This is a genomic window from Rathayibacter sp. PhB152, assembly GCF_003751395.1.
Classification (GTDB): Bacteria; Actinomycetota; Actinomycetes; order Actinomycetales; family Microbacteriaceae; genus Rathayibacter; species Rathayibacter festucae.
In genome coordinates, this window is the sequence record NZ_RJUT01000004.1 from 321,368 (window position 1) to 345,923 (window position 24,556).

Here is a 24,556-nt window from a genome sequence, read left to right on the forward strand (position 1 = left end):
GTGGGGAGTCGTGGGCCCGACGGCGAAGGCCGCGCCCGGGTGGACGCGGCCTTCGTGGTCAGGACGCCGCGAGCGACTCCTTGGCGGCGGTGATGGCCGCCTCGGTGGTGATCCCGAACTCGCGGAACAGGGTCTTGTAGTCGGCGGAGGCGCCGAAGTGCTCGATGGAGACCGAGCGGCCGGCGTCGCCGACGTACTTCTGCCAGCCGAGGCTCAGGCCGGCCTCGATCGAGACGCGCGCCTTCACGGCGGACGGCAGCACCTTCTCGCGGTACTCGGCGTCCTGCTCCTCGAACCACTCGAGCGACGGGGCCGAGACGACGCGGGCGTTGACGCCCTCGCCCTTGAGCAGCTCGCGCGCCTCGACGGCGATCTGCACCTCGGAGCCGGTGGCGATGAGGATCACGTCGGGGGTGCCGTTCGGCGCCTCGGCGAGGATGTACGCACCGCGGGCGACGTTCGACGCGTGGGCGAAGGTCTCGCCGGTGGCGTCGCCCTCTCCGCGCTCGAAGACGGGGATGTTCTGGCGGGTCAGCGCGAGGCCGGCCGGGCCCTCGCGGCGCTCCAGGATCGTCTTCCAGGCGTAGGCGACCTCGTTGGCGTCGCCGGGGCGGACGATGTCCAGTCCCGGGATCGCGCGGAGGGCCGCCAGCTGCTCGACCGGCTGGTGCGTCGGGCCGTCCTCGCCGAGGGCCACGGAGTCGTGGGTCCAGACGTAGATGGCCGGCGCCTTCATGAGCGCGGCGAGACGGACCGCCGGGCGCATGTAGTCGGAGAAGATCAGGAAGGTGCCGCCGAAGGGGCGGGTGTTGCCGTGCAGGACGATGCCGTTGAGGATCGCGCCCATGGCGTGCTCGCGGATGCCGAAGTGCAGCACGCGGCCGCCCTTCTTGCCGGTCCACTCGTGGGTCGAGAACTCGCTCGGCACGAAGGAGCCGGCGCCCTCGATGGTCGTGTTGTTCGACTCGGCGAGGTCGGCGGAGCCGCCCCAGAGCTCGGGCACGACGCCGGCGAGGGCGTTGATGACCTTGCCGGACGCGGCGCGGGTCGACACCTCCTTGCCGGGCTCGAAGACCGGGAGGGCCTCCTGGACGCCCTCGGGGAGGTCGCCGCTCAGGACGCGGTCGAGGAGGACCTTCTTCTCGGGGTTCGCGGTCGCCCACGCCTCGAGCGTCTCGTTCCACTCGGCGTGCTGCGCCTGGCCGCGCTCGACGGCCTTGCGGGTGTGCTCGAGGACCTCGTCGGCGACGTCGAAGGTCTTCTCGGGGTCGAAGCCGAGCACCTCCTTGAGGCCGCGGAGCTCGTCGGCGCCGAGGGCGGAGCCGTGGATCTTGCCGGTGTTCTGCTTCTTCGGCGAGGGCCAGCCGATGATCGTGCGCAGGATGATGAGCGACGGCTTGTCGGTCTCGCCCTTGGCGGCCTCGATCGCGGCGTGCAGCTCGGCGACGTCCTCGTGGTACTCGCCGGTCTTCTTCCAGTCGACGACCTGGACCTGCCAGTCGTAGGCCTCGTAGCGCGCCTTGACGTCCTCGGTGAAGGCGATGTTGGTGTCGTCCTCGATCGAGATCTGGTTGGAGTCGTAGATGACGACGAGGTTGCCGAGCTGCTGGTGGCCGGCGAGCGAGGAGGCCTCGCTGGTGATGCCCTCCTGCAGGTCGCCGTCGCCGGCGATGACGTAGACGAAGTGGTCGAACGGCGAGGTGCCCGCGGCGGCCTCGGGGTCGAACAGGTCGCGCTCGAAGCGCGCCGCGTAGGCGAAGCCGACGGCCGAGGCGAGGCCCTGGCCGAGCGGGCCGGTGGTGATCTCGACGCCGTCGGTGTGGCCGTACTCGGGGTGGCCGGGGGTCTTCGAGCCCCAGGTGCGCAGCGCCTTGAGGTCGTCGAGCTCGAGGCCGTAGCCGCCCAGGTAGAACTGGACGTACTGCGTCAGCGAGGAGTGGCCGACGGAGAGGATGAAGCGGTCGCGCCCGATCCAGGTCGCGTCGGACGGATCGCGGCGCATGACCTTCTGGAACAGGAGGTACGCGGCCGGCGCGAGGCTCATGGCGGTGCCGGGGTGGCCGTTGCCGACCTTCTCGACCGCGTCCGCGGCGAGAACCCTCGCCGTGTCGACTGCCTTCTCGTCAATGGAATCCCATTGCAGTTCTGACACTAGGTACTGACCCTTCTCGAGACGTGGGGCAGACGGGGACCGTCCGCCCTCTCGCATGGTGGAGCGCGCATGACGACTTCGACACGATGCTTCCGACGACGCCCCGTTCGGCCTCGCGCGACTGATCAGTCGGGCGGAACTCGGGTGCGGGCCGGGCGCTCTGGCGAGCAGTTCCGAGTATACGGAGGGGGGTGCGCCGGGGATCGGGGGTTGCGCCTCGCATATGTCGGCGTCCGATTGGACAAGCGTGCACTCCGGGCCCGCCCCCATCCGGCGCGCATTACACTCGTTCGGGATCATCGATCGTTAGAGGAGCAATGGACGTAGTCGCAGAGACCACCGCGATCGAGCGGGGAGGACCCGTCCGGTCGCCCCTGTCGCGCAAGGTGAGGGCGTACGTCGCGCTGACGAAGCCGCGGGTGATCGAGCTGCTGCTCGTGGTCACCGCGCCCACGATGATCCTGGCGCAGGGCGGGATCCCGAACCTGCTGCTGGTCCTCAACGTCCTCATCGGCGGGGCGCTCAGCGCCGGGTCGGCCGGCGCGTTCAACTGCTACATCGACCGCGACATCGACCGCGTGATGAAGCGGACCCGCAACCGCCCGCTCGTCACCGGCGAGGTCTCCGACCGGGAGGCCCTGGTCTTCGCGACCACCATCGGCGTGCTGTCGATCGTCTGGCTCGGCCTGACCGCCAACTGGCTGGCCGCGTCGCTCTCGCTCGCCGCGATCCTCATCTACGTGCTCTTCTACACGCTGTTCCTCAAGCGCCGCACGCCGCAGAACATCGTCTGGGGCGGCATCGCGGGCTGCATGCCCGTGCTGATCGGCTGGGCCGCGGTCACGAACTCGCTCGACTGGGCGCCGATCATCCTGTTCTCGGTGATCTTCCTCTGGACACCGCCGCACTACTGGCCGCTCTCGATGAAGTACCGCGAGGACTACCGCGCCGCCGGCGTGCCGATGCTCGCCGTCGTGCGCGGGCGCAGCATCGTCGGTCTCCAGGTCATCCTCTACGCGTGGGCCACCGTCGCGTGCTCGTTGCTGCTCATCCCCGTCGCCGGCATGGGCGTCGTCTACACGGTCGTCGCCCTCGCGAGCGGTGTCTGGTTCATCGCCGAGACGCACCGCCTCTACAGCCTCGCGATCCGTCACGAGCACGTCTCGCCGATGCGCGTCTTCCACGGCTCGATCGGATACCTCACGCTGCTGTTCCTCGCCGTCGGCATCGACCCGCTGCTGCCGTTCTGATGGTGACGCCGTTCTCGTTCCTCGCCGAGCGGGTCGTCCTGAGCCCCCGCGCCCTGCGCTGGGGGACGACGGCCGCGCTCGTCGCGAGCATCCTCATCATCTTCTTCGGCGGCGTCGTGCGCCTGACCGGCTCGGGCCTCGGCTGCCCGACCTGGCCCGCCTGCGATGCGGGCTCGCTGACCTCGACGCCGGAGCTCGGGATCCACGGCTTCATCGAGTTCACCAACCGCGCCTTCACCGGCGTGCTGATCGTCGCGGTCGGCTGGGCCATCACCGCGGCCCGGCTGCAGAAGCCGCGCGACCGCACGATGACCCGGCTGGCCTGGTCGCAGTTCTGGCTCGTGGTCGCGAACGCGCTCGCCGGCGGCGCGACCGTGCACTCGGGACTCAACCCGTACATCGTCGCGGGCCACTTCATGCTCGCGATCGCCCTGCTGACGACCACGGCGCTGACCTGGCACCGAGCGCACCGCTCGCAGTCCGTCGCGTTCGAGCCGGATGCACTCACCCGAGGGGTGAGCATCGCGCTCGTCGCGGTGACGCTGGCCGTGATCGCCGTCGGCACCCTGGTGACCGGCACCGGCCCGCACGCGGGCGACTCGGCCGAGGTCCCGCGGATGCGGTTCCACTGGGAGAGCGTCACCGTCGTGCACGGGGTCCTCGGGACGGCGACGCTCGTGCTCGGACTCGCGCTGCTGGTGCTGCTGGCGCGCGTGCCGGGCTCCGAGCTGGCACGGCGCCGCGTGATCACCTTCCTCGTCGTGGTGGGGGTGCAGGCGCTGGTGGGCGTCGCCCAGTCGCTCCTCGCCCTGCCGGAGGCGCTCGTCGCCGTCCACCTCCTCGGCTCCGCGTTCGTCTGGGTCGGCGCGCTTCGGGTCCTGCTCGACGTGAATCCGCGCCTCTTCACGGTGCGCGCTCAGCGTCGGCAGCAGGTCGAGGAGCTCGCGCCCGCGCTCTGACCCGGACGGTGATCGGCTCGTCGGCTGGTCCCACCCGTCCGCAGGTGGCGGCGCAGCCGGGCCAGCGCGAGCGCGAGCCGCTGCAGCGGGAGGCTCCGCGCGAGCGGCTCGGCCAGTGCGCCGAAGTCGCGCGCGGAGCCCGGCTCGAGGCCGATGCGCGCCAGCGCGAGGAGGAGGCGGGGGAGGGTCGGGATGCTGTCGTCGTTCGTCATGCGGACACTCCAGCACGGACCACCGACACGGGTGTGGTCATGCGGGTCTGGCGGCGCGGGCTCCAGTGCCCGGGCGACACCCAGGTGCAGAGGTTCCACTGGGAGCACGGCTTCCGTAGGATGAGTAGTTGGTTCAGGTTCGACGCGGGACGCGTCGGTCGCCGTGACGGCGAGACCCGGACCTCGGCCCGATGGAGCGCCACCGCAAGCCTCAGGACTTCCCGGGACGCACCGCTCCGCTCCGCCCATCGACTCGATGGCGTGGTCGGCCCGGATGTGCTCCTCGGATCCCCCTCGGGGAATGACTCCGGAACCCGACCGGTTACCAGTGGGTAGGAAACGAGGTACTTATGTCAGACATCCTGATCGACCGCCCCGAGCTCGCGAGCCTGGGCGTCTACGAGTTCGGCTGGTCCGACTCGGACTCCGCCGGCGCCTCCGCGCGCCGCGGCATCTCGCCCGAGGTCGTCTCCGACATCTCCGCGCTCAAGAACGAGCCGGCCTGGATGCGCGAGCGGCGCATGAAGGCGCTCGCCCTCTTCGAGCGCAAGCCGATGCCCACCTGGGGTGCCGACCTGTCGGACATCGACTTCGACAACATCAAGTACTTCGTCCGCTCCACCGAGAAGCAGGCGCAGACCTGGGAGGACCTCCCGGACGACATCAAGAACACGTACGAGAAGCTCGGCATCCCCGAGGCGGAGCGCCAGCGCCTCGTCGGCGGCGTGGCCGCGCAGTACGAGTCCGAGGTCGTCTACCACCAGATCCGCGAGGACCTGGAGGAGCAGGGCGTCATCTTCATGGACACCGACACCGCCCTCCGCGAGCACCCCGAGATCTTCGAGGAGTACTTCGGCACCGTCATCCCGGCCGGCGACAACAAGTTCGCCGCGCTGAACACGGCGGTCTGGTCCGGCGGCTCGTTCGTGTACGTCCCCAAGGGCGTGCGCGTCGACATCCCGCTGCAGGCCTACTTCCGGATCAACACCGAGAACATGGGCCAGTTCGAGCGGACGCTGATCATCGCGGACGAGGGCAGCTACGTCCACTACATCGAGGGCTGCACGGCGCCGATCTACAAGTCGGACTCGCTGCACTCGGCCGTCGTCGAGATCATCGTGAAGAAGAACGCCCGCGTGCGCTACACGACGATCCAGAACTGGTCGAACAACGTCTACAACCTCGTCACCAAGCGCGCGATCGCGCACGAGGGTGCGACGATGGAGTGGATCGACGGCAACATCGGCTCCAAGGTCACCATGAAGTACCCGTCGATCTTCCTGGTCGGCGAGCACGCCAAGGGCGAGACCCTGTCCGTCGCGTTCGCGGGCCCCGGCCAGCACCAGGACGCCGGCGCGAAGATGATCCACATGGCTCCGTACACGCAGTCGTCGATCGTCTCCAAGTCGATCGCCCGCGGCGGCGGCCGGGCCGGCTACCGCGGCGAGGTCCGGGTGGACGCCAACGCGCACCACTCCGCGAACACGGTGCGCTGCGACGCGCTCCTGGTCGACACGATCTCGCGCTCGGACACCTACCCGGCGATCGACATCCGCGTGGACGACGTCCAGCTCGGCCACGAGGCCACGGTCTCGAAGGTCAGCGAGGAGCAGCTCTTCTACCTGATGTCCCGCGGCATGCCGGAGGACGAGGCCATGGCCATGATCGTCCGCGGCTTCATCGAGCCGATCGCGCGCGAGCTGCCGATGGAGTACGCCCTCGAGCTCAACAAGCTCATCGAGATGGGGATGGAGGGCAGCGTCGGCTGACGCTCGCCCCACCGGCCCCGAGGCCGCCCGAGTCGGGCGGCCAGCACCCTTCGAAAGGAACCACCGCCTGATGACGGTCCCCACGAGCGCCCCGACGTCCCCTGCGATCGACGGCGCGGACGCCGCCGCGCGCCTGGGCATCGCCGCGCACTCCGACGGGGCGTTCACGCCCGTGCAGACCCGCTCCGAGCGCTTCGCGTCCACCGACGTCGACGCCTTCGAGACGGTCACCGGTCGCGAGATCGCCTGGAAGCTGACCCCGGTCGCCCGCCTCGGCGACCTGATCGACGGCCCCCTCGACGGCTCGCCGACTCCGCTGGAGTCGGCCGCGGTCGAGGGCGTCGACGTCTCCTGGGTCGGCCGCGACGACGCGCGGATCGGCACCGCGGGCCTCCCCGAGGACCGCGCCGCCGCGAACGCCTGGTCGCAGTTCGAGAAGGCGCTCTCGATCCGGGTGACCGGCGAGGACGAGAAGGTCGCGACGCTCGTGCGCACCGGTCTCGGCTCCGCCCCCCGTGCCGCGCACACGATCATCGAGGCCGCGCCGTACGCGCGCGGCGTCGTCGTGCTGCAGAACGAGGGCGAGGCGACGCTCGCCGAGAACGTCGAGGTCCTCGTGGGCGAGGGCGCGCAGCTGACGATCGTCACGCTGCAGGAGTGGGCCGACGACGCCCGCCACCTCGCGAACCACTTCCTCCGCGTCGGCCGCGACGCGAAGGTCAAGCACATCGTCGTCACGCTCGGCGGCTCGATCGTCCGGGTGAACCCCTCGGCGCACCTCGTCGAGCGCGGCGCGGACGGCGAGCTCCTCGGCCTGTACTTCGCCGACGGCGGCCAGCACCTCGAGCAGCAGGTCTACGTCGACCACGACGCTCCCGACACCCGCAGCCGCGTCACCTACAAGGGCGCGCTGCAGGGCCAGGGCGCGCGGACGGTCTGGATCGGCGACGTGCTGATCCGCCAGAGCGCGAACGGGACCGACAGCTACGAGCAGAACCGCAACCTGGTCCTCTCGGACGGCACGCGCGCCGACTCGATCCCGAACCTCGAGATCGAGACCGGCGACATCGCCGGAGCGGGCCACGCCTCGGCGACCGGCCGCTTCGACGACGAGCAGCTCTTCTACCTGCAGTCGCGCGGCATCCGCGAGGACGAGGCGCGCCGCCTGGTCGTCCGCGGCTTCCTCAGCGAGATCGTGCAGCAGATCGGCGTGACCGAGCTCGAGGACCGCCTCCAGCTCGCGATCGAGGCCGAGCTGGCCGGCAGCGCCGGGCAGACCGGCGCGTACAGCCCGGAGGTGTCCGCATGAGCGACGCCGCGAGGATCTGCGCCGCCTCGGAGCTGATCCCCAACCAGGCCGTCCGCTACGTCGTCGACGGCATCGCCATCGCGATCGTGCAGGACACGGCCGGCGAGATCCACGCCATCGGGGACACCTGCACGCACGGCGAGGTCTCCCTCGCCGAGGGCTTCGTCGAGGACGACACCCTCGAGTGCTGGGCCCACGGCTCGGCGTTCTCGCTGCGCACCGGCGCCCCCCTGAACCTGCCGGCCTTCGAGCCGGTTCCCGTCTTCGTCGTCGAGGTCATCGACGGCGACGTCTACATCGACCCGACCGTCACGAAGGAAGTCTGAATGTCCGTTCTCCAGATCAGCGATCTCCACGTCAGTGTCGAGACCGAGCAGGGGACCAAGCAGATCCTCCGCGGTGTCGACCTCACCATCAACCAGGGTGAGATCCACGCCGTGATGGGCCCGAACGGGTCCGGCAAGTCCACCCTCGCGTACACGATCGCGGGGCACCCGAAGTACCACGTCGACGGCGGCTCGATCACCCTCGACGGTGTCGAGGTCCTCGACATGACCGTCGACGAGCGCGCTCGCGCCGGCCTCTTCCTCGCCATGCAGTACCCGGTCGAGATCCCCGGTGTCACCAACACCAACTTCCTCCGCACCGCCAAGACCGCGATCGCGGGTGAGGCGCCGGCGATCCGCACCTGGACCAAGGACGTCAAGAAGGCCATGGCCGACCTGCGGATGGACCCGTCCTTCGCGGCGCGCAACGTCAACGAGGGCTTCTCGGGCGGCGAGAAGAAGCGCAACGAGATCCTCCAGCTCGAGCTGCTCGCCCCGCAGTTCGCCGTCCTCGACGAGACCGACTCCGGCCTCGACGTCGACGCGCTCAAGATCGTCTCGGAGGGCGTCAACCGCGCTCACGCGTCGACCGGTCTCGGCGTCCTGCTGATCACGCACTACACGCGGATCCTGCGCTACATCCAGCCCGACTTCGTGCACGTCTTCGTCGCCGGCCGGATCGCCGAGCAGGGCGGCAAGGAGCTCGCCACCCGACTCGAGGACGAGGGCTACGACCGCTTCCTCGCCCCGGCGACGGCCTGATCATGGCGGTCACCACGCTCGACCCGAAGCTCTTCGACCAGGTCGAGGAGGCGCTCAAGGACGTCATGGACCCCGAGCTCGGTGTCAACGTCGTCGACCTCGGCCTGATCTACGACCTGGGCTGGGACGACGAGAACGACGCCCTGGTCATCCACATGACACTGACCTCGGCGGGCTGCCCGCTGACGGACGTGCTCGAGGAGCAGACCGCGGAGTCGCTCGACGGCGTCGTGGAGGCGTTCCGGATCAACTGGGTCTGGATGCCGCCGTGGGGCCCGGACCGGATCACCGAGGACGGCCGCGACATGATGCGCGCCCTCGGCTTCTCGATCTAGAGCCTTCTCGATCGAGAGCCGCGCCGTTCGATCGGCGGCAGGTGCGGCGAAGGGCCCGGAGGATGATCCTCCGGGCCCTTCGTCGTGCGTGCGGGGCGGGTCAGCCCTTGCGGCGGCCGAGCAGCGCCCAGGTGGTGGGCAGCAGCGCCGCGGCGAGCAGGATCTTGAGGGTGTCGCCGACGAGGAAGGGCACGAGGCCGGCCGTCAGCACCGAGCCGAGGTCGGCCGGGTAGCCCATCGAGCCGAGCGCGGTGGCGAGCCAGGGGAGTCCGACCAGGTAGATCGTGGCGGTGCCGGCGAGGAAGGTCACGGCGGTGCCGACGACACGGCGGTCCCACTGGCGCTGGGCGAGCCAGCCGGTGACGATCGAGGCGAGGACGAAGCCGACGATGTAGCCGCCGGTCGGGCCGGACAGGACGGCCCAGCCGCTCGAGCCCTCGGTGAAGATCGGGGCGCCGAGGGCGCCGACGAGCGCGTAGACGCCCATCGAGAGCGCGCCGCGCAGGGCGCCGAGGGTGGTGCCGACGAGCAGGACCGCGAAGGTCTGGCCCGTGATCGGGACCGGCCACATCGGGATGTAGAGCTGCGCCATGCCGGCGGTGAACGCGGCGGCGGCGAGGACGAGCACCAGATCGGTGACCAGCGAGCGGGTGAGCAGCCGGTCCGCCAGGACCGGTCGCGACGGGGCGAGAGAGTAGCTGGACATGTCTGTTCTCCAAAGACCGTGTCGCCCGAGAGCGAGGAGCGAGCGCGTCCGCGGTGAGCGGACGTGGATCCGCCCCGCGGCTCAGGAAATATACTAGGGGGCTGCCGCTCCGCGGCCTCTTGCCCCACACCTCCCGAACCGAACGCCATTTCTTGGCGGGAACGGACAGCACAGTGCTCAGCGTGCACGACCTCGAACTCCGAGTCGGCGCCCGACTCCTGATGGAGAACGTGTCCTTCAGAGTCGGCGACGGCGACAAGGTCGGCCTCGTCGGCCGCAACGGCGCGGGCAAGACGACGCTGACCAAGGTCCTCGCCGGCGACCTCATCGCCGCGAAGGGATCGGTCGACCGCGGCGGCGAGATCGGCTACCTGCCGCAGGACCCGCGCTCCGGTGACCCCGAGGAGCTGGCGCGCACGCGCATCCTCGACGCCCGCGGCCTCGGCCAGCTGGTGCTGGGCATGCAGGAGGCCACCGTCGCGATGTCGAGCAGCGACACGGCCGTCAGCGAGGCCGGGATGAAGAAGTACGGCAACCTGACCGACCGCTTCCTCTCGCTCGGCGGATACGCGGCGGAGGCCGAGGCGGCGTCGATCGCGAGCAACCTGAACCTGCCGGACCGGATCCTCGACCAGCCGCTGAAGACGCTCTCGGGTGGTCAGCGCCGCCGCATCGAGCTCGCCCGCATCCTCTTCTCCGATGCCCAGACGCTCATCCTCGACGAGCCGACCAACCACCTCGACGCCGACTCCGTGGTCTGGCTCCGCGAGTTCCTGAAGAACTACCGCGGCGGCTTCATCGTGATCAGCCACGACATCGAGCTGGTCGGCGAGACCGTGAACCGCGTCTTCTACCTCGACGCCAACCGCCAGGTCATCGACGTCTACAACATGAACTGGAAGAACTACCTCCGCCAGCGCGCGGCCGACGAGGAGCGCCGCAAGAAGGAGCGCGTCAACGTCGAGAAGAAGGCCGGTGCCCTGCAGCTCCAGGCCGCCCGCTTCGGCGCGAAGGCGTCGAAGGCCGCGGCCGCGCACCAGATGGTCGCGCGCGCCGAGCGGATGCTCAGCGGCCTCGAGGAGGTCCGTGCCGTGGACCGCGTCGCCAAGCTCCGCTTCCCGACCCCGTCCGCCTGCGGCCGCACCCCGCTGCAGGCGCAGAACCTCTCGAAGAGCTACGGATCGCTCGAGATCTTCACCTCCGTCGACCTCGCCATCGACCGCGGCTCGAAGGTCGTCATCCTCGGCCTGAACGGTGCGGGCAAGACGACTCTGCTGCGCATCCTCGGCGGCGTGGACGCGCCCGACACCGGCGTGATCGAGGCCGGCCACGGCCTGCGCATCGGCTACTACGCCCAGGAGCACGAGACGATCGACGTCAAGCGCTCGGTGCTGGAGAACATGGTCTCCTCGAGCCCGAACCTCACCGAGACCGAGGCCCGCCGCGTGCTGGGCTCGTTCCTCTTCACCGGCGACGACTCGCACAAGCCGGCCGGCGTCCTCTCCGGCGGCGAGAAGACCCGCCTCGCCCTGGCGATGATCGTCGTCTCGGGCGCCAACGTGCTGCTGCTCGACGAGCCCACCAACAACCTCGATCCGGCCAGCCGCGAGGAGATCCTCGACGCGCTCGCGCACTACGAGGGCGCGGTCGTCCTGGTCAGCCACGACGAGGGGGCCGTGGAGGCGCTCAACCCCGAGCGCGTGCTGATCATGCCCGAGGGCACCGAGGACCACTGGACCGCGGACTACCTCGACCTGATCATGCTGGCCTGACCCGCGGCGTCCAGGGATCCCCGAGTCCCGGCGCCGTGGGTCCCGATACGCCGCGTGCCGCGGCTGCTCGACCAGCATGCATGCGGGCGGGCGTCATCTCGGTGGATCCCGCTCCGTCAGCGGGCGTCGAGCAGCTCGTCCTCGATCTCGGCGTCGGTGCGGCCCCGGCGGAGGCGGCGCTGCTCGCGGCGCTCCTCGGCGGCGATGACCTCGGGGTCGTCGGCGTTGCGGATCCGGTACTCGTGCCGGATCGCCCAGGCGAGACCGCCGAAGCCCATGATCGCGAAGAGCACCCACTGGATCGCGTAGCTGATGTGCAGGCCCTCGTCGGCGACCGGCTTGATCGCGGCGAGGGGCCGCTCCTCGATCGGAGCCGGGTCCTCCTGGATCAGCAGCCCGTAGCCCGCGGTGCGCAGCGGCTCGTCGAGCTGCGCGGAGAGGTCGTCGAGCTGGATCGTGGCGATCTGGCCGGCGGGGGCACCGCGGCCCTCGATGCGACCCTCGCCCGGCTTGAGTCGCGCCGTCACCGTGACCTCGCCCTCGGGCGGGGCCGGGACGACGTCGGGGGAGTCCTGGGTGGAGCCGACCGGGACCCAGCCGCGATCGACGACGAAGACGCTGCCGTCCGCGAGGCGCAGCGGCGTGAGGATCTCGAAGCCGGGATTGCCGTTGTACGGCCGGTTGCGGACGAGCGTCTCGCCGTTGGTCTCGTAGACGCCGCTGACCTCGACGGGCCGGTACTCGAGCGCGTCGTCCCAGCTCGCTCCCTCGGGGAGCAGTCCGTCGAGTGCGACGGGGTCCGCGTTCCAGTTGGCGGTGACGAGTCGGTTGGTGCTCGCCGCCTCGTCGAGCCGCGCGACCTGCCAGCGCGAGAGCAGCACGCAGGCGACGGCGAAGACGATCGTGAGGGCCAGGTAGCCGAACCAGCGGCGCGAGAAGGCGAAGCGCCAGGACGGCCGCGTCGCCGTGGCGCTCACAGAGCGGCTCCGCGGTCCACCGTCAGCAGCGGCTTCACCTCGAGCGGGAACTCCCGGGCCGCGAGGAACTCGCGCAGGTAGTCGAGGTGCTCACCGCAGGCGAGCCAGGTCTTCCGGCGGTCCGCGGTGTGGATGCGCGGGTTCCGCCACTCGATCGCCCAGGTCGCGGTCTGCGGGCAGCCGGCGCGCGAGCAGGCGTGCTGATCCGGGACGCCGCCGAGCGGGATCACCGTCGTCCCTCGCTCGGGTCGCCGCCCTCGGGCGCGTCGGCGGAGGGTGCGGCGTCGTCCGCCGCGGGCGGCACGTACGGCGGCACCGGCCGGGACAGCACGATCGCGCCGGGACGCTCGACCGTGCCGCTCTCGCCGGCGCTGCCGACGTTGGCGAGCACGACCGCGAAGTACGGGAGCACGATCGCGCCGAGGGCGAAGAAGAGCAGCCACCAGCCCTGGGCGAAGATCAGGCAGATCACGCAGACCATCCTGATGCCCATGGCGATGGAGTACTTGATCGCGCGGGAGCGACGCGCGGCACTGGGCGACGGCGGGAGGGAGGTGAGCGATTCGCGTGATTTCACAGCCCCACAAGACTACGTCGTGCGCGCCAAGCGAAGGCTGAGACGGCCCTATCCGCGGATGTGTTGCGCCGAGCGCCTCTAAGATGTACGGGTCGTCCGGAGCCGCCCGCGCACCGGCGGAGAGGGACACCATGACCACGCCGCGCACCGTTCTCGTCACGGGGGGCAACCGGGGGATCGGCTACGCCATCGCCGAGGAGTTCGTGGCGGCCGGTCACCGGGTCGCGGTCACCGCCCGCTCCGGCTCCGGCCCCGAGGGCTCCTTCACCGTCGTCGCCGACGTCACCGACTCCGCGTCCATCGACGCCGCCTTCTCCCAGATCGAGGCCGAGCTCGGCCCCGTCGAGGTCGTCGTCGCGAACGCCGGCATCACCCGCGACATGCTGCTGCTGCGCATGTCGGAGGAGGACTTCACCTCCGTGATCGACACCAACCTCACCGGCGCCTTCCGGGTCGTCAAGCGGGCGTCGAAGGCGATGCTGAAGCAGAGGTTCGGCCGCATCGTCCTGATCTCGAGCGTCGTCGGCCTCTACGGCGGACCGGGTCAGATCAACTACTCCTCGTCCAAGGCCGCGCTGGTCGGCTTCGCCCGATCGCTCACCCGCGAGCTCGGCGCCCGCAACATCACGGCGAACGTCGTCGCACCCGGCTTCATCGAGACCGACATGACGGCGGAGCTCCCGGCGGAGCAGCAGGCGGAGTACCGCAAGAGCATCCCGCTGGCCCGCTACGGCACGGCTGCCGAGGTCGCGAAGGTGACCCGCTGGCTGGCGGGCGACGAGGCGGACTACATCTCCGGCGCCGTCATCCCCGTCGACGGCGGCCTCGGGATGGGTCACTGACCGTATCAGCTGAGAGCTTATATCTGACGGATATCAGCTGTAGGCTTATGCGATGACCGAACCCCTCGTTGTCGCGGTGCTGCTCGACCTGGTCGACTCCCGGGAGATCACTGCCCGGTCCTCCGTGCAACGCGAGATCGAGCGCGGCTTCGCGGCGATCGACGGGGCGGTCCCGGCACTCGAACCGCTGCACCCGACGGTCGGGGACGAGTTCCAGGCGGTCTACCCCTCCGTCTCCGCGGCCCTCGGGGCGACCCTGCAGGCGCGGCTCGCACTGCCGCCCGGGGTGGACTGCCGGGTCGGCCTCGGTCGCGGCGAGATCAGGGTGGTCGGCTCGGGCGTCGCCGGTGACCTGCAGGACGGGCCCGGCTGGTGGCGCGCGCGAGCGGCCATCGAGCGGGCGCACGCCCTCGAGGACGGAGCCGTGCCGACCGCCCGGGGCTGGTTCATCGCCTCGGACGCCCCGGACGCGCAGGAGGCCGCGGTGAACGCCTACCTCCTCGCCCGCGACGCCCTCGTCGGCGAGATGAGCGACCGCGACCGGCGGCTCGTGCTCGGCACCGCGCGCGGGCTGCCGCAGAAGGTCCTGGCCGAGCAGGAGTCGATCACGCAGTCGGCGGTGTCGCAGGCGCTGCGGCGCGCAGGCGCCGGCGCCCTGCTCACCGGCGCGCGACTGCTGGCGGACGCGTGCTGACCGCGCTGCTGCTCGCGCTCGTCGGGCTGGCCGACCTCGCGCGGACGCACCTCGGCAGGCCGGTCGCTGCCGGCACGATCGTCGTGCTCTGGGTGGGAGCAGTGCTCTCCGCGGTGCTCGGCCTCGGGGCTCCGCCGCTCGGGGTCGCGATCGTCGCGGTCCTCTCCGGAGCCTGGCTGCTGCTCACGACGACCGCGGCGGGCACCCGGCCGCCCGGTGGGCTCCGACCCGCCGTCGGCCTGGTCGTCGCGGTCCTCGTGCTCTCGGTGCTGGATCGCGCGGCCGGGCCCGCCGCCGGCCCCCTGGTCGACGCCTACGCGGGGCTCGGGCGCTCCGGGCCGATCCCGCCGATCGCTCAGGCGCTGCTCGCCGGGGGCGCCGCGCTCTTCCTCCTCGAGAGCGCCAACGTCGTCGTGCGCGCCGCCCTCTACCGCGAGCTGCCGCAGCCGGTCGCCGCCCGCAGCCGCTTCTCGCTCCGCGCTCGATTCGCCCGGCCGGCGCCCCAGGAGGTGCGCGTCCCGGATCTGCGCGGCGGTCGCGCGATCGGGCCGCTGGAGCGGCTCCTCGTGGCCGGGCTCACCCTCGCCGGAGCGATCGGGCTGGCCGGCGCCGTCTTCGCGGCGAAGGGCATCGTGCGCTTCCCGGAGATCTCCCGCGACGGCGAGGGCGGCTCGAAGGCGGAGTACTTCCTGGTCGGCTCGCTGGTCAGCTGGGCGCTGGCCCTGGGCGCGGCGGCCCTGGTCGCGACGGCGGGCAGCTGAGGCGCCGCCCCAGCGTCAGCCGCGCAGGCCGAGGACCGGCAGCAGCTGGCTGAGATCGAGGCCGTCGATGACGAGGTCGGCGCGCTCGCGGACCACGGGCTTCGCATTGAAGGCGACCGAGAGGCCGGCCACCCGCATCATCTCGAGATCGTTCGCGCCGTCGCCGACCGCGATCGCGCGCCGGAGCGGGACGCCGGACTCCGCCGCCCACTCGCACAGGGCCGCGGCCTTCGCAGCGGCGTCGATGACCGGGCCCTCGACCGCGCCGGTCAGGCGGCCGTCGCGGCTGCCGAGCCGGTTCGCGCGGACGAAGTCGAGGCCGAGCGCCCCGGCGACCGGATCGAGCACCTCGTGGAAGCCGCCCGAGACGACGCCGATCCGGCCACCGGCGGCGCGGATGCCGGCGATCAGCTCCTCCACTCCCGGGGTGACCCGGACGCGGCCGCTCACTCCGGCGCAGACGTCGTCGAGCACGCCGGCGAGGGTGGCGACGCGCTCGCGCAGGCTCTCGCCGAAGTCGATCTCGCCGTGCATCGCGCGCTCGGTGATCGCGGCGACGCGCTCCTCGGAGCCCGCGTGCGCGGCGAGCAGCTCGATCACCTCGTCCTGCAGCAGCGTGGAGTCGGCGTCGACGACGACCAGGAATCGGGCGGGTGTGCGCAGAGGCTCACTCAAGGACGGGCCAATCGGTCGGGTCCGCGCGCCGGCAGGGCAGGCGGCGCGGAAGCGCAGTGCTCTCGACCCGCGGGGGTGCTACGGGCGGACGACGACGCCCTTTCCGACGACGGTGATGCCCGACTCGGTGACGGTGAACCCGCGCTCGCGGTCGTGGTCGTGGTCCACGCCGACACGGGCGCCGGGCTCGACGACGACGTCCTTGTCGAGGATAGCGCGGGCGACCACGGCGTCCGGGCCGATCCGGACCTTGTCGAAGACGACCGAGTCGGAGACCGTGGCGTTCGACTCGATGACCGCCCAGGGGCCGACGACGCTGCGCTCGATGTGCGCACCGGAGATGACGGTGCCCAGGGAGACGACCGAGTCGACGGTGGTGCCGAGGTTGCCCTTGCCGTCGCGCACGATCTTCGCGGGCGGCGAGTTGAGCTGCGACGAGAAGATCGGCCACTGCTGGTTGTAGAGGTTGAAGACGGGCAGCGCCGAGATGAGGTCCTGGTGCGCCTCGAAGAACGAGTCGATCGTCCCCACGTCGCGCCAGTAGTAGCGGTCGCGATCGGTGGAGCCGGGGACCTCGTTGAGCTTGAGGTCGTAGACGCCGGCCTCGCCGCGCGCGACGAAGTCGGGGATGATGTCGCCGCCCATGTCGTGGTCGGAGGTGGAGAGCTCGCCGTCGCGGATGACCGCGTCGATCAGCGCGTCGGCGTCGAAGACGTAGTTGCCCATCGAGGCGAGGACCTCGTGCGGCGAGTCGGCGAGGCCGACCGCGTCCTTGGGCTTCTCGAGGAACTCGGCGATCTTGGTCGGGACGATGCCGTCGCCGGCCTCGTCGCCCGCGAGCTGGATGACGCCGAACTGGTCGGCGAGCTCGATCGGCTGGCGGATCGCCGCGACGGTCGCCTTGGCGCCCGACTTGATGTGCGCCTCGATCATCTGCGAGAAGTCCATGCGGTAGACGTGGTCCGCGCCGACCACGACGACGATGTCGGGCTTCTCGTCGCGGATCAGGTTGAGGCTCTGCAGGATCGCGTCGGCCGAGCCGCTGAACCAGCGCTTGCCGAGCCGCTGCTGCGCCGGGACGGACGCGACGTAGGAGTTGAGCAGCCCCGACAGCGTCCAGGTCTGCGAGACGTGGCGGTCGAGCGAGTGCGACTTGTACTGGGTCAGCACCACGATCTGGGTCAGGCCCGAGTTGATCAGGTTGGACAGCGCGAAGTCGATCAGACGGTACTGCCCGCCGAACGGCACCGCGGGCTTGGCCCGGTCCGCCGTCAGGGGCATGAGCCGCTTGCCTTCGCCACCCGCGAGGACGATGCCGAAAATCTTCTTTGACTGCATGGCTCCACAGTAGGGGTTGGCGGAGGTCCGCGAACCCGCGCGGATGCGGCTGTCGCCGGGGGATCGCGCTGTACTACGGTTCGGGGTGTGCGAGTCGATCTGCTGACCAAGGAATATCCGCCCGAGGTGTACGGGGGAGCCGGCGTGCACGTGGCCGAGCTCACCAAGGCCCTCCGCCACGACATCGAGGTCGTGGTGCGCTGCTTCGGCGCGCCGAGGGACGAGGAGGGGGCGTTCGCGTATCCGGTGCCGGCCGAGCTGGCGCAGGCCAACGGCGCGCTGCAGACCCTGGGCGTCGATCTCCAGATCGCCCAGGACGCGGCCGGAGCCGATCTCGTGCACTCGCACACCTGGTACGCCAACGCGGCCGGGCGCCTCGCGCAGCTGCTGCACGGCATCCCGCACGTCGTCTCGGCGCACAGCCTCGAGCCGCTGCGCCCGTGGAAGGCCGAGCAGCTCGGGGGCGGCTACCGCGTCTCGAGCTGGATCGAGCGCGAGGCGTACGAGAGCGCCGATGCGGTGATCGCGGTCTCCGGCGGGATGCGGAACGACATCCTCCGCTCGTACCCCGCTCTGGACCCGGCGAAGGTGCACGTCGTCTACAACGGCATCGACCTCGACGCGTGGCACCCGGTGGAGGACGAGGCCGTCCTCGCCGAGCTGGGCATCGACCCGTCGCGCCCCTCCGTCGTCTTCGTCGGCCGGATCACCCGGCAGAAGGGGCTGCCCTACCTGCTGCGCGCGGCCGCGATGCTGCCGCCGGAGGTGCAGCTGGTGCTCTGCGCAGGCGCCCCGGACACCCCCGAGATCATGGCCGAGGTCACCGCGCTCGTGCGGGGGCTCCAGCAGGAGCGCACCGGCGTCGTCTGGATCGACCGCCACCTGCCGCGCCACCAGCTCTCCGCGGTGCTGACCGCCGCGACCACGTTCGTCTGCCCGTCGATCTACGAGCCGCTGGGCATCGTGAACCTCGAGGCGATGGCGTGCGGTGCCGCGGTCGTCGGGACCGCGACCGGCGGCATCCCGGAGGTCGTCGTCGACGGCGTCACCGGGCGCCTGGTGCCGATCGAGCAGGTGACGGACGGCACCGGCACGCCGGTGGATCCGGAGCGCTACGTCGCCGACCTCGCGGCCGCGATGGCCGAGGTCGTCGCCGACCCGGCCGCCGCGAAGCGGATGGGCGAGGCCGGCCGCCTCCGGGCGCAGAGCGACTTCAGCTGGACGCAGATCGCCCGGGACACCCGTGCGATCTACGACTCGCTCGTCTGAGCCCGCCGCCAGCTCCCTTTAGACTGGATCGCATGCCCAGCGTTGTCTCGTTCGTCGATGTGTCCTTCGTCCGGAACGGCAAGCGGATCCTCGATCACGTCGACTGGACCGTGTTCGAGGAGGAGCGCTGGGTGATCCTCGGCTCCAACGGAGCCGGGAAGACCTCGATCCTGCAGATCGCCGCGGCGCAGAACTATCCGTCGACCGGCTCCGCGCACCTGCTCGAGGAGACGCTCGGCCGCGTCGACGTCTTCGAGCTGCGCCCCCGGATCGGCTACGCGTCGACCGCGATGGCGCGCCGCCTGCCCGCGGGCGAGACGGTGCTCGACGTCGTGATGACCGCCGCGTACGCGGTCACGGGGCGCTGGAACGAGGGCTACGACGAGATCGACGAGCGCCGCGCGCGCCGCGTCCTCGTGGAGTGGAAGCTCGACCACCTCGCCGACCGCACCTTCGGCACGCTCTCGGACGGCGAGCAGAAGCGCGTCCAGATCGCCCGCGCGATCATGACCGACCCGGAGCTGCTGCTGCTCGACGAGCCGGCCGGCAGCCTCGACCTCGGCGCCCGCGAGGAGCTCGTGCAGCTGCTCGGCGGCTTCGCGCAGGACCCGGCCTCGCCCGCGATCGTGATGGTGACCCACCACGTCGAGGAGATCCCGGCCGGGTTCACGCACGCGCTGCTGCTGCGCGACGGCGCCGTCGTCGCCGCCGGCCCGCTGGCCGAGGCGCTCACCGAGGCGACCCTCGCGGACGCGTTCGGGCTCGACATCGCGCTGACGCACGAGAACGGGCGCTACTCGGCCCGCGCCCGCTGAGCGCGGGCTCGCGCGACCGCGTGCCGCACCTCCCCGTGGCGGCGGCCGTCTGCTATTCTCGGTAGCTGGTTCGGGCCCGTTCGCGGTGCGCCCGCCACTCATCCACCCGCACCCGTCGACGACAGGCGCGGTTCAGGACCACAAGCGACAGGACACGATCATGCAGACCGACATCCACCCCAAGTACGAGGCCATCGTGTTCCGCGACCTCGCCTCCGGTGAGACCTTCCTCACCCGCTCGACGGCGACCAGCAGCAAGACGATCGAGCTCGACGGCGTCACGTACCCCGTCATCGACGTCGAGATCTCGTCCGCCTCGCACCCGTTCTACACGGGCAAGCAGCGCATCATGGACTCGGCCGGCCGCGTCGAGAAGTTCAACTCGCGCTACAAGAACTTCGGCAAGTAGGCTCCGGCCTCCCGCCTCCGAAGGGCCCTCGACCTCGCGGTCGGGGGCCCTTCGTCGTCGGCAAAAGCGCAGGGCGGGGAAGAGGCCGACGTCCTCGGGGTGGGCGGGTCTCGATACGCCCCTGCGGGGATACTCGACCAGCATGTGCGGCGCGCTCGTCTCGCTTGCACGGCCCCGCCCTTCCATGCTGATCGAGTAGGCCGCGGAGCGGGCGTATCGAGATCCACCACTGCCCGCGCGCTGGTCGCCGGGTCTCGATACGCCGCTGCGCGGCTACTCGACCAGCATGGAGCGCGAATCTCACCCGCTTGCTGAACCGCCCGCGAATGGTCGCCGCGCGGATCAGTAGCGGTAGAAGCCCTCGCCGGTGGCGGTCCCGAGCCTGCCCTTGTCGAGGTACTCGGTCTTGAGGTGGGCGGCGAAGGCCTGGGAGGCCTCGTCGGGGGCGGCGACGGCGACGTGGTAGGCGGTGTTGAGGCCGATGACGTCGAAGATCTGGAAGGGGCCGAGCGGGGCTCCGGTGCCGATCCGCCAGGTCTTGTCGATGGTCTCGGGGTCGGCGTAGCCGCCCATCAGGAGGCCGCTCGCGGCGTTCAGGAGCGGCACCAGCAGCGAGTTGAGCAGGTAGCCGGCCTTCTCCTTCTGCAGGCGGATCGGCTCGAGTCCGCTCTCGACAGCGAACGCGACGACCGCGTCGATCACGGCAGGGTCGGTGTCGGCGGTGCCCATGATCTCGGCGGTGTTCTGCACCCAGATGTGGTTCGCGTAGTGCAGGGCGAGGAATCGGTCCGGGCGGCCGGTCGACTCCTTCAGGTCGCTGGGCAGGAGGGTCGAGGAGTTCGTGGCGAAGATCGTCCGCTCGGGGGCGAGCGCTCCGAGGCGACCGTAGAGCTCCTGCTTGAGCGCGAGGTCCTCGGGGACGGCCTCGATCACGAGGTCGGCGTCGGCGACGGCCTCGGCGAGGTCGGAGGTGAGGCGCAGCGACTCGAGGGCCGCGGCGGCGCCGCCGGGGATCCCCCCGGAGACCTGGGCCGACTCGTAGACGCCGGCGAGCCCGCGGAAGCGCTCGCGCGCGGCGTCGAGCACCTCGTCGGTGACGTCGTAGCTGGTGACGGCGAAGCCGTGGAAGGCGGCCTGGAACGCGATCTGGGAGCCGAGGACTCCGCTGCCGAGGACGGTGACCGTGCGGATGGTGGGCATGACTGCTCCTCGCCGGGGACTCGGGTGGTCCCGCTGTCCTCCGATCCCAGCGCAGCGCGGGGCGGCGGTCGAGCGGTTGCGCGACGGGGTCGCGGCATGTCCTCGTGACGGCGGCACGGGTCCAGGGCCCGTGACGCGGCGGGCCGGGAGGCGGTAGCGTCCGGGGATGGTGTCCTTCGCCGACAAGCCGATCCTGCCGCTCACGACGCCCGAGGAGTGGGACGCCTACCTCCGCGGTGAGCCGGACCCGGGCGGCGTGCGGTTGAAGCTGCGGAAGAACGCGGCCGTCGACCCGGGCATCACCTACGCGGAGGCGCTCGACGTCGCACTCTGCCACGGCTGGATCGACGGGCAGGCGGGTGCCTTCGACGAGCAGTTCAAGCTGCAGGCGTTCACCCCGCGGCGCCGGGCGAGCCCGTGGTCGAAGGTGAACCGCGACCATGTGGCGCGGCTGCTCGAGGAGGGCCGGATGCTGCCGGCCGGGCTCGCCGAGGTGGAGCGGGCGCGGGCGGACGGACGCTGGGACGCCGCCTACCGGCAGCGCGATGCGGAGGTGCCGGACGACTTCACGGCGGCACTGGCCGCGGATCCGGCGGCCGCCGCCTTCTTCGCGACGGTCGGCGGGCAGAAGCGCTTCGCGTTCCTGTTCCGGCTGTCGCAGCTCAAGCGGCCGGAGACGCGGGAGCGGCGGATCGCGGAGTACGTGGCGCTGCTCGCGGAGGGCCGCACGCTCACCTGAGCCGAAGCGTCAGTGCGAGAGGTCGGTACCGGACGCTCAGTGCCGGACCGGCCAGGCGCCGTCGGCGACGAAGCTCTCGTCGCGGACGCGGCGCATGTACTCCTGGAACGACTCGGCCTGCGTGCGGCACCAGTCGATCTGCAGGGCGTGCAGCGCCTCGGCACCGCCGCCGAGCTCCTCGGCGAAGGCGCGGCCGAGGGCCTGGGCGACGCGGCCCGCGGCGATCGCGTCGGCGCCGGCGTCGTGCGCCTCGGTCAGCGGGACGCCGTAGTGCAGCGCGGCCTGGACGAGGGTGCGCTTGCCCTTGCGGTAGCGGTCGACGGCCTTGTCGATCACGAGCGGGTCGATGACGGGACTCGGGTCGATCAGCACCGGGACGCCCCAGCGGCGCGCCTCGAAGGCGAGCAGCGAGAGGTCGTAGGGGGCGTTGTAGATGACGACCGGGATCCCGCGGGCCAGGAGCGAGCGCAGCGCCTCTGACACCTCGGCGACGACCTCGCCGGCGGGGCGGCCGTGCTTGCGGGCGTGCTCGGTGCTGATGCCGTGCACGGCGCTGGCGCCGGCCGGGATCTCGACGCCGGGATCGGCGAGCCAGGTGGTGCCCTCCACCGGGGTGCCGTCGGCGTCGATGACGCCGACGTGCGCGGTCACGATGCGGCTGGTGCGGACGTCGATGCCGGTGGTCTCGAGGTCGAAGACGGCGAGACGGTCGTACCAGCGGGCGCCGTCGGAGCCGGCCGGCGCCTCCGACGACCTTGCCGATGCGCCGGTGGACCCGGCTTCGTCGAGGAGGCTCTCGTCGAAGAGCGTCGGTGCCTGGTTCGTCTCGGTGGTGCTCACGCCGACAGCCTAGGCGGGGCCTCCGACATCGTCGGGAGGCCCCGCGGCGTGCTGCGCGGTCGAGCGGGCGAGGGCCGGGTCAGCGGGTGAGTCCCTCGCGGGTCTGGCCCGCCTTCGCGACGTGCAGCCAGAAGAAGCCCTGGGTGCCGAGCGTCATCGTCAGCGCGCCGTCCTCGGAGAAGCCGGGGAAGCGGCCGCCGCCGAAGAGGTCGGTGAGCGTCGAGCCGGGGTTCTCGGGGTCGGTGATCGTCACCGAGACCGGGTTGTGGTTGAAGCTGAAGACGCAGAGCACCTCCTCCGGCTGGTCGCCCATCGCGGTGCCGGAGCCGGCGTAGTCGCGGACGAAGGCGAGCACCGACTCGTGGTCGGTCTCGAGCACGCGCATCGAGCCGAGGCCGAAGGCGGGGTGGCCGCGGCGCACGTGCAGGACGTTCCGCATCCAGTGCAGCAGCGAGCGCGACTGGGCGAGCTGCGCCTCCACGTTGACCTGGTTGTAGTGGTAGACGAGCGACTGGACGATCGGCTGGACGAGCTTGCCCGGGTCGGCGGCCGAGAAGCCGGCGTTGCGGTCCGGGGTCCACTGCATCGGCGTGCGCGAGGCGTCGCGGTCGTTCAGCCAGATGTTGTCGCCCATGCCGATCTCGTCCCCGTAGTAGAGGAACGGGCTGCCGGCCAGCGAGAAGAGCAGGGCGTTGATCAGCTCGAGCTCGGCGCGCGAGTTGTCGAGCAGCGGCGCCAGCCGGCGGCGGATGCCGATGTTGGAGCGCATCCGCGGGTCGTAGGCGTACCAGCCGTACATCGCCTGGCGGTACTCCTCGGAGACCATCTCGAGGGTGAGCTCGTCGTGGTTGCGCAGGAAGACGCCCCAGGCGGCGCCCGAGGGGATGTCGAAGGTCTCGGAGAGCACCTTCTTCAGCTCGTTCGCGGTCTGCGCGCGGAGGGAGTAGAAGATGCGCGGCATGACCGGGAAGTCGAAGGCCATGTGGCACTCCGGCTCCTCCTCCGTGCCGAAGAACGCGGCGACCTCGCGCGGCCATTGGTTCGCCTCGGCGATCAGGATGCGGCCGGGGTAGTCGCGGTCGACCATCGTCCGCAGGTTCTTGATGAAGTCGTGCGTGGGCGGCTCGCCCTCGCCGTTGCCCTCGTCGGACTCGTAGAGGTAGGGGATCGCGTCGAGCCGGATGCCGTCGACGCCCAGGTCGAGCCAGAACTTGACGACGTCGTGGATCGCCTCGTGGACGGCCGGGTTCTCGAAGTTGAGGTCGGGCTGGTGCGAGAAGAAGCGGTGGAAGTAGAACTGGCGGCGCTCGGCGTCGAAGGCCCAGTTGGAGTCCTCGGTGTCGACGAAGATGATCCGGATGTCCGGGTACTTGTCGTCGGTGTCGTTCCAGACGTAGAAGTCGCCGTAGGGGCCCTCGGGGTCGGAGCGCGACTGCTGGAACCACTCGTGCTGGTCGCTGGTGTGGTTGAGCGGGAAGTCCATCACGATGCGCATGTTGCGCTCGTGGGCCTTGCGGACCAGCTCGCGGAAGTCCTCCATGGTGCCGAACTCGGGGAGGATCGCCTTGAAGTCGGAGACGTCGTAGCCGCCGTCGCGCAGCGGCGACATGTAGAAGGGCGGCAGCCAGAGCGCGTCGATGCCGAGCCACTGCAGGTAGTCGAGCTTGGACGCCAGGCCGTTGATGTCGCCGGCGCCGTCTCCGTTCGAGTCGTAGTACGACCGGATCATGACCTCGTAGAACACGGCCCTGCGGTACCACTGCGGATCGAGGGCGAGCCCGGGGAGTTGGATCGGGGACGTGAAGCTCACGGTGCTCCTTCTGCTGCTGCCTGAGCGGATGACCGGCGCCGCGCCGGGATCGGAGCGG

At 71.0% G+C, this 24,556-nt stretch carries 26 protein-coding genes; 15 read left to right on the forward strand and 11 right to left on the reverse strand.

Features of this window, described 5'->3' with window-relative positions; genetic code table 11:
- Nucleotides 1-58: 58 nt before the first annotated feature.
- On the reverse strand, nt 59-2,152 hold the full coding sequence (tkt, locus tag EDF36_RS11430) for a transketolase (RefSeq protein ID WP_123704303.1): 2,094 nt from the start codon (nt 2,150-2,152) through the stop codon (nt 59-61).
- A 317-nt stretch (nt 2,153-2,469) separates the two neighbouring features.
- On the opposite strand from tkt, the gene EDF36_RS11435 reads away from it, so the two are divergent.
- Both EDF36_RS11435 and EDF36_RS11440 read left to right on the forward strand, forming a co-directional pair.
- Nucleotides 2,470-3,402 carry a heme o synthase gene (locus EDF36_RS11435; protein WP_123704301.1) on the forward strand — a complete coding sequence of 311 codons (933 nt, stop codon included), beginning with the start codon at nt 2,470-2,472 and terminating at the stop codon, nt 3,400-3,402.
- Complete coding sequence (locus tag EDF36_RS11440; protein ID WP_123733089.1) at nt 3,402-4,361, forward strand: heme A synthase; 960 nt, start codon at nt 3,402-3,404, stop codon at nt 4,359-4,361. Before EDF36_RS11435 ends, EDF36_RS11440 begins: the two co-directional genes overlap by 1 nt.
- Here EDF36_RS11440 and EDF36_RS11445 read toward each other — a convergent pair.
- Complete coding sequence (locus EDF36_RS11445) at nt 4,319-4,573, reverse strand: hypothetical protein (protein WP_123733090.1); 255 nt, start codon at nt 4,571-4,573, stop codon at nt 4,319-4,321. The two genes, EDF36_RS11440 and EDF36_RS11445, sit on opposite strands and share 43 nt — an antisense overlap.
- Before the next feature lie 350 nt (nt 4,574-4,923).
- Between EDF36_RS11445 and sufB the strand changes: the two genes are divergently transcribed.
- The 5 genes from sufB to EDF36_RS11470 all read left to right on the forward strand — a co-directional run bounded on the left by sufB (nt 4,924) and on the right by EDF36_RS11470 (nt 9,074).
- Nucleotides 4,924-6,342, forward strand: coding sequence for a Fe-S cluster assembly protein SufB (gene sufB / locus EDF36_RS11450; protein WP_123446280.1), 1,419 nt, complete (start codon nt 4,924-4,926; stop codon nt 6,340-6,342).
- 70 nt (nt 6,343-6,412) lie between these two features.
- Nucleotides 6,413-7,651, forward strand: coding sequence for a Fe-S cluster assembly protein SufD (sufD, locus tag EDF36_RS11455; RefSeq protein WP_123733091.1), 1,239 nt, complete (start codon nt 6,413-6,415; stop codon nt 7,649-7,651).
- Nucleotides 7,648-7,977 (forward strand): non-heme iron oxygenase ferredoxin subunit, encoded by a 330-nt coding sequence (locus tag EDF36_RS11460; protein WP_123446282.1) that lies wholly within the window; start codon nt 7,648-7,650, stop codon nt 7,975-7,977. Before sufD ends, EDF36_RS11460 begins: the two co-directional genes overlap by 4 nt.
- On the forward strand, nt 7,978-8,739 hold the full coding sequence (sufC, locus tag EDF36_RS11465; RefSeq protein ID WP_123446283.1) for a Fe-S cluster assembly ATPase SufC: 762 nt from the start codon (nt 7,978-7,980) through the stop codon (nt 8,737-8,739).
- Between the two features lie 2 nt (nt 8,740-8,741).
- A complete protein-coding gene (locus EDF36_RS11470; protein ID WP_123446284.1) occupies nt 8,742-9,074 on the forward strand; it encodes a metal-sulfur cluster assembly factor in 333 nt (110 codons plus the stop codon).
- A gap of 100 nt (nt 9,075-9,174) precedes the next feature.
- Here EDF36_RS11470 and EDF36_RS11475 read toward each other — a convergent pair whose 3' ends face one another.
- Nucleotides 9,175-9,780 carry a biotin transporter BioY gene (locus EDF36_RS11475; protein WP_123733092.1) on the reverse strand — a complete coding sequence of 202 codons (606 nt, stop codon included), beginning with the start codon at nt 9,778-9,780 and terminating at the stop codon, nt 9,175-9,177.
- 173 nt (nt 9,781-9,953) lie between these two features.
- Here EDF36_RS11475 and EDF36_RS11480 point away from each other — a divergent pair, with 173 nt between their 5' ends.
- Nucleotides 9,954-11,552 (forward strand): ABC-F family ATP-binding cassette domain-containing protein, encoded by a 1,599-nt coding sequence (locus EDF36_RS11480; RefSeq protein WP_123733093.1) that lies wholly within the window; start codon nt 9,954-9,956, stop codon nt 11,550-11,552.
- A 116-nt stretch (nt 11,553-11,668) separates the two neighbouring features.
- Here the strand turns inward: EDF36_RS11480 and EDF36_RS11485 are convergent, their stop codons facing one another.
- Genes EDF36_RS11485 through EDF36_RS11495 form a run of 3 tightly spaced genes read right to left on the reverse strand, consistent with a single transcriptional unit; the run spans nt 11,669 to nt 13,106 of the window.
- Nucleotides 11,669-12,529 (reverse strand): SURF1 family protein, encoded by an 861-nt coding sequence (locus EDF36_RS11485; protein ID WP_123733094.1) that lies wholly within the window; start codon nt 12,527-12,529, stop codon nt 11,669-11,671.
- Nucleotides 12,526-12,759 carry a hypothetical protein gene (locus EDF36_RS11490; RefSeq protein WP_243839950.1) on the reverse strand — a complete coding sequence of 78 codons (234 nt, stop codon included), beginning with the start codon at nt 12,757-12,759 and terminating at the stop codon, nt 12,526-12,528. Before EDF36_RS11490 ends, EDF36_RS11485 begins: the two co-directional genes overlap by 4 nt.
- On the reverse strand, nt 12,756-13,106 hold the full coding sequence (locus EDF36_RS11495; protein WP_123704289.1) for a DUF3099 domain-containing protein: 351 nt from the start codon (nt 13,104-13,106) through the stop codon (nt 12,756-12,758). Before EDF36_RS11495 ends, EDF36_RS11490 begins: the two co-directional genes overlap by 4 nt.
- Nucleotides 13,107-13,237: 131 nt before the next feature.
- Between EDF36_RS11495 and fabG the strand changes: the two genes are divergently transcribed.
- The 3 genes from fabG to EDF36_RS11510 are packed head-to-tail and all read left to right on the forward strand — an operon-like array spanning nt 13,238 to nt 15,403.
- On the forward strand, nt 13,238-13,948 hold the full coding sequence (gene fabG / locus EDF36_RS11500) for a 3-oxoacyl-ACP reductase FabG (RefSeq protein ID WP_123733095.1): 711 nt from the start codon (nt 13,238-13,240) through the stop codon (nt 13,946-13,948).
- A 52-nt stretch (nt 13,949-14,000) separates the two neighbouring features.
- A complete protein-coding gene (locus tag EDF36_RS11505) occupies nt 14,001-14,642 on the forward strand; it encodes a SatD family protein (RefSeq protein ID WP_123733096.1) in 642 nt (213 codons plus the stop codon).
- Complete coding sequence (locus EDF36_RS11510; RefSeq protein WP_123733097.1) at nt 14,636-15,403, forward strand: hypothetical protein; 768 nt, start codon at nt 14,636-14,638, stop codon at nt 15,401-15,403. Before EDF36_RS11505 ends, EDF36_RS11510 begins: the two co-directional genes overlap by 7 nt.
- A 15-nt stretch (nt 15,404-15,418) precedes the next feature.
- Here EDF36_RS11510 and serB read toward each other — a convergent pair whose 3' ends face one another.
- A complete protein-coding gene (gene serB / locus EDF36_RS11515) occupies nt 15,419-16,078 on the reverse strand; it encodes a phosphoserine phosphatase SerB (RefSeq protein WP_123733098.1) in 660 nt (219 codons plus the stop codon).
- Nucleotides 16,079-16,156: 78 nt separating this feature from the next.
- Complete coding sequence (locus EDF36_RS11520) at nt 16,157-17,416, reverse strand: glucose-1-phosphate adenylyltransferase (RefSeq protein ID WP_123446293.1); 1,260 nt, start codon at nt 17,414-17,416, stop codon at nt 16,157-16,159.
- An 87-nt stretch (nt 17,417-17,503) separates the two neighbouring features.
- Here EDF36_RS11520 and glgA point away from each other — a divergent pair, with 87 nt between their 5' ends.
- From glgA to EDF36_RS11535, 3 genes are all read left to right on the forward strand, one after another.
- On the forward strand, nt 17,504-18,685 hold the full coding sequence (gene glgA / locus EDF36_RS11525; protein ID WP_123733099.1) for a glycogen synthase: 1,182 nt from the start codon (nt 17,504-17,506) through the stop codon (nt 18,683-18,685).
- Between the two features lie 32 nt (nt 18,686-18,717).
- On the forward strand, nt 18,718-19,500 hold the full coding sequence (locus EDF36_RS11530; RefSeq protein WP_123733100.1) for an ABC transporter ATP-binding protein: 783 nt from the start codon (nt 18,718-18,720) through the stop codon (nt 19,498-19,500).
- Nucleotides 19,501-19,660: 160 nt separating this feature from the next.
- Nucleotides 19,661-19,909, forward strand: coding sequence for a type B 50S ribosomal protein L31 (locus tag EDF36_RS11535; RefSeq protein WP_123446296.1), 249 nt, complete (start codon nt 19,661-19,663; stop codon nt 19,907-19,909).
- Nucleotides 19,910-20,251: 342 nt separating this feature from the next.
- Here the strand turns inward: EDF36_RS11535 and EDF36_RS11540 are convergent, their stop codons facing one another.
- Complete coding sequence (locus tag EDF36_RS11540) at nt 20,252-21,109, reverse strand: 3-hydroxyacyl-CoA dehydrogenase (protein ID WP_123733101.1); 858 nt, start codon at nt 21,107-21,109, stop codon at nt 20,252-20,254.
- Between the two features lie 166 nt (nt 21,110-21,275).
- Between EDF36_RS11540 and EDF36_RS11545 the strand changes: the two genes are divergently transcribed.
- Nucleotides 21,276-21,848: a YdeI family protein gene (locus EDF36_RS11545; RefSeq protein ID WP_123733102.1), complete on the forward strand. Its 573-nt coding sequence runs from the start codon at nt 21,276-21,278 to the stop codon at nt 21,846-21,848.
- Between the two features lie 36 nt (nt 21,849-21,884).
- On the opposite strand, the gene EDF36_RS11550 is transcribed toward EDF36_RS11545, so the two are convergent.
- Nucleotides 21,885-22,688, reverse strand: coding sequence for a 3'-5' exonuclease (locus EDF36_RS11550; protein WP_123733103.1), 804 nt, complete (start codon nt 22,686-22,688; stop codon nt 21,885-21,887).
- Nucleotides 22,689-22,767: 79 nt separating this feature from the next.
- Nucleotides 22,768-24,498: a maltose alpha-D-glucosyltransferase gene (gene treS / locus EDF36_RS11555; RefSeq protein WP_123733104.1), complete on the reverse strand. Its 1,731-nt coding sequence runs from the start codon at nt 24,496-24,498 to the stop codon at nt 22,768-22,770.
- Nucleotides 24,499-24,556: the final 58 nt, after the last annotated feature.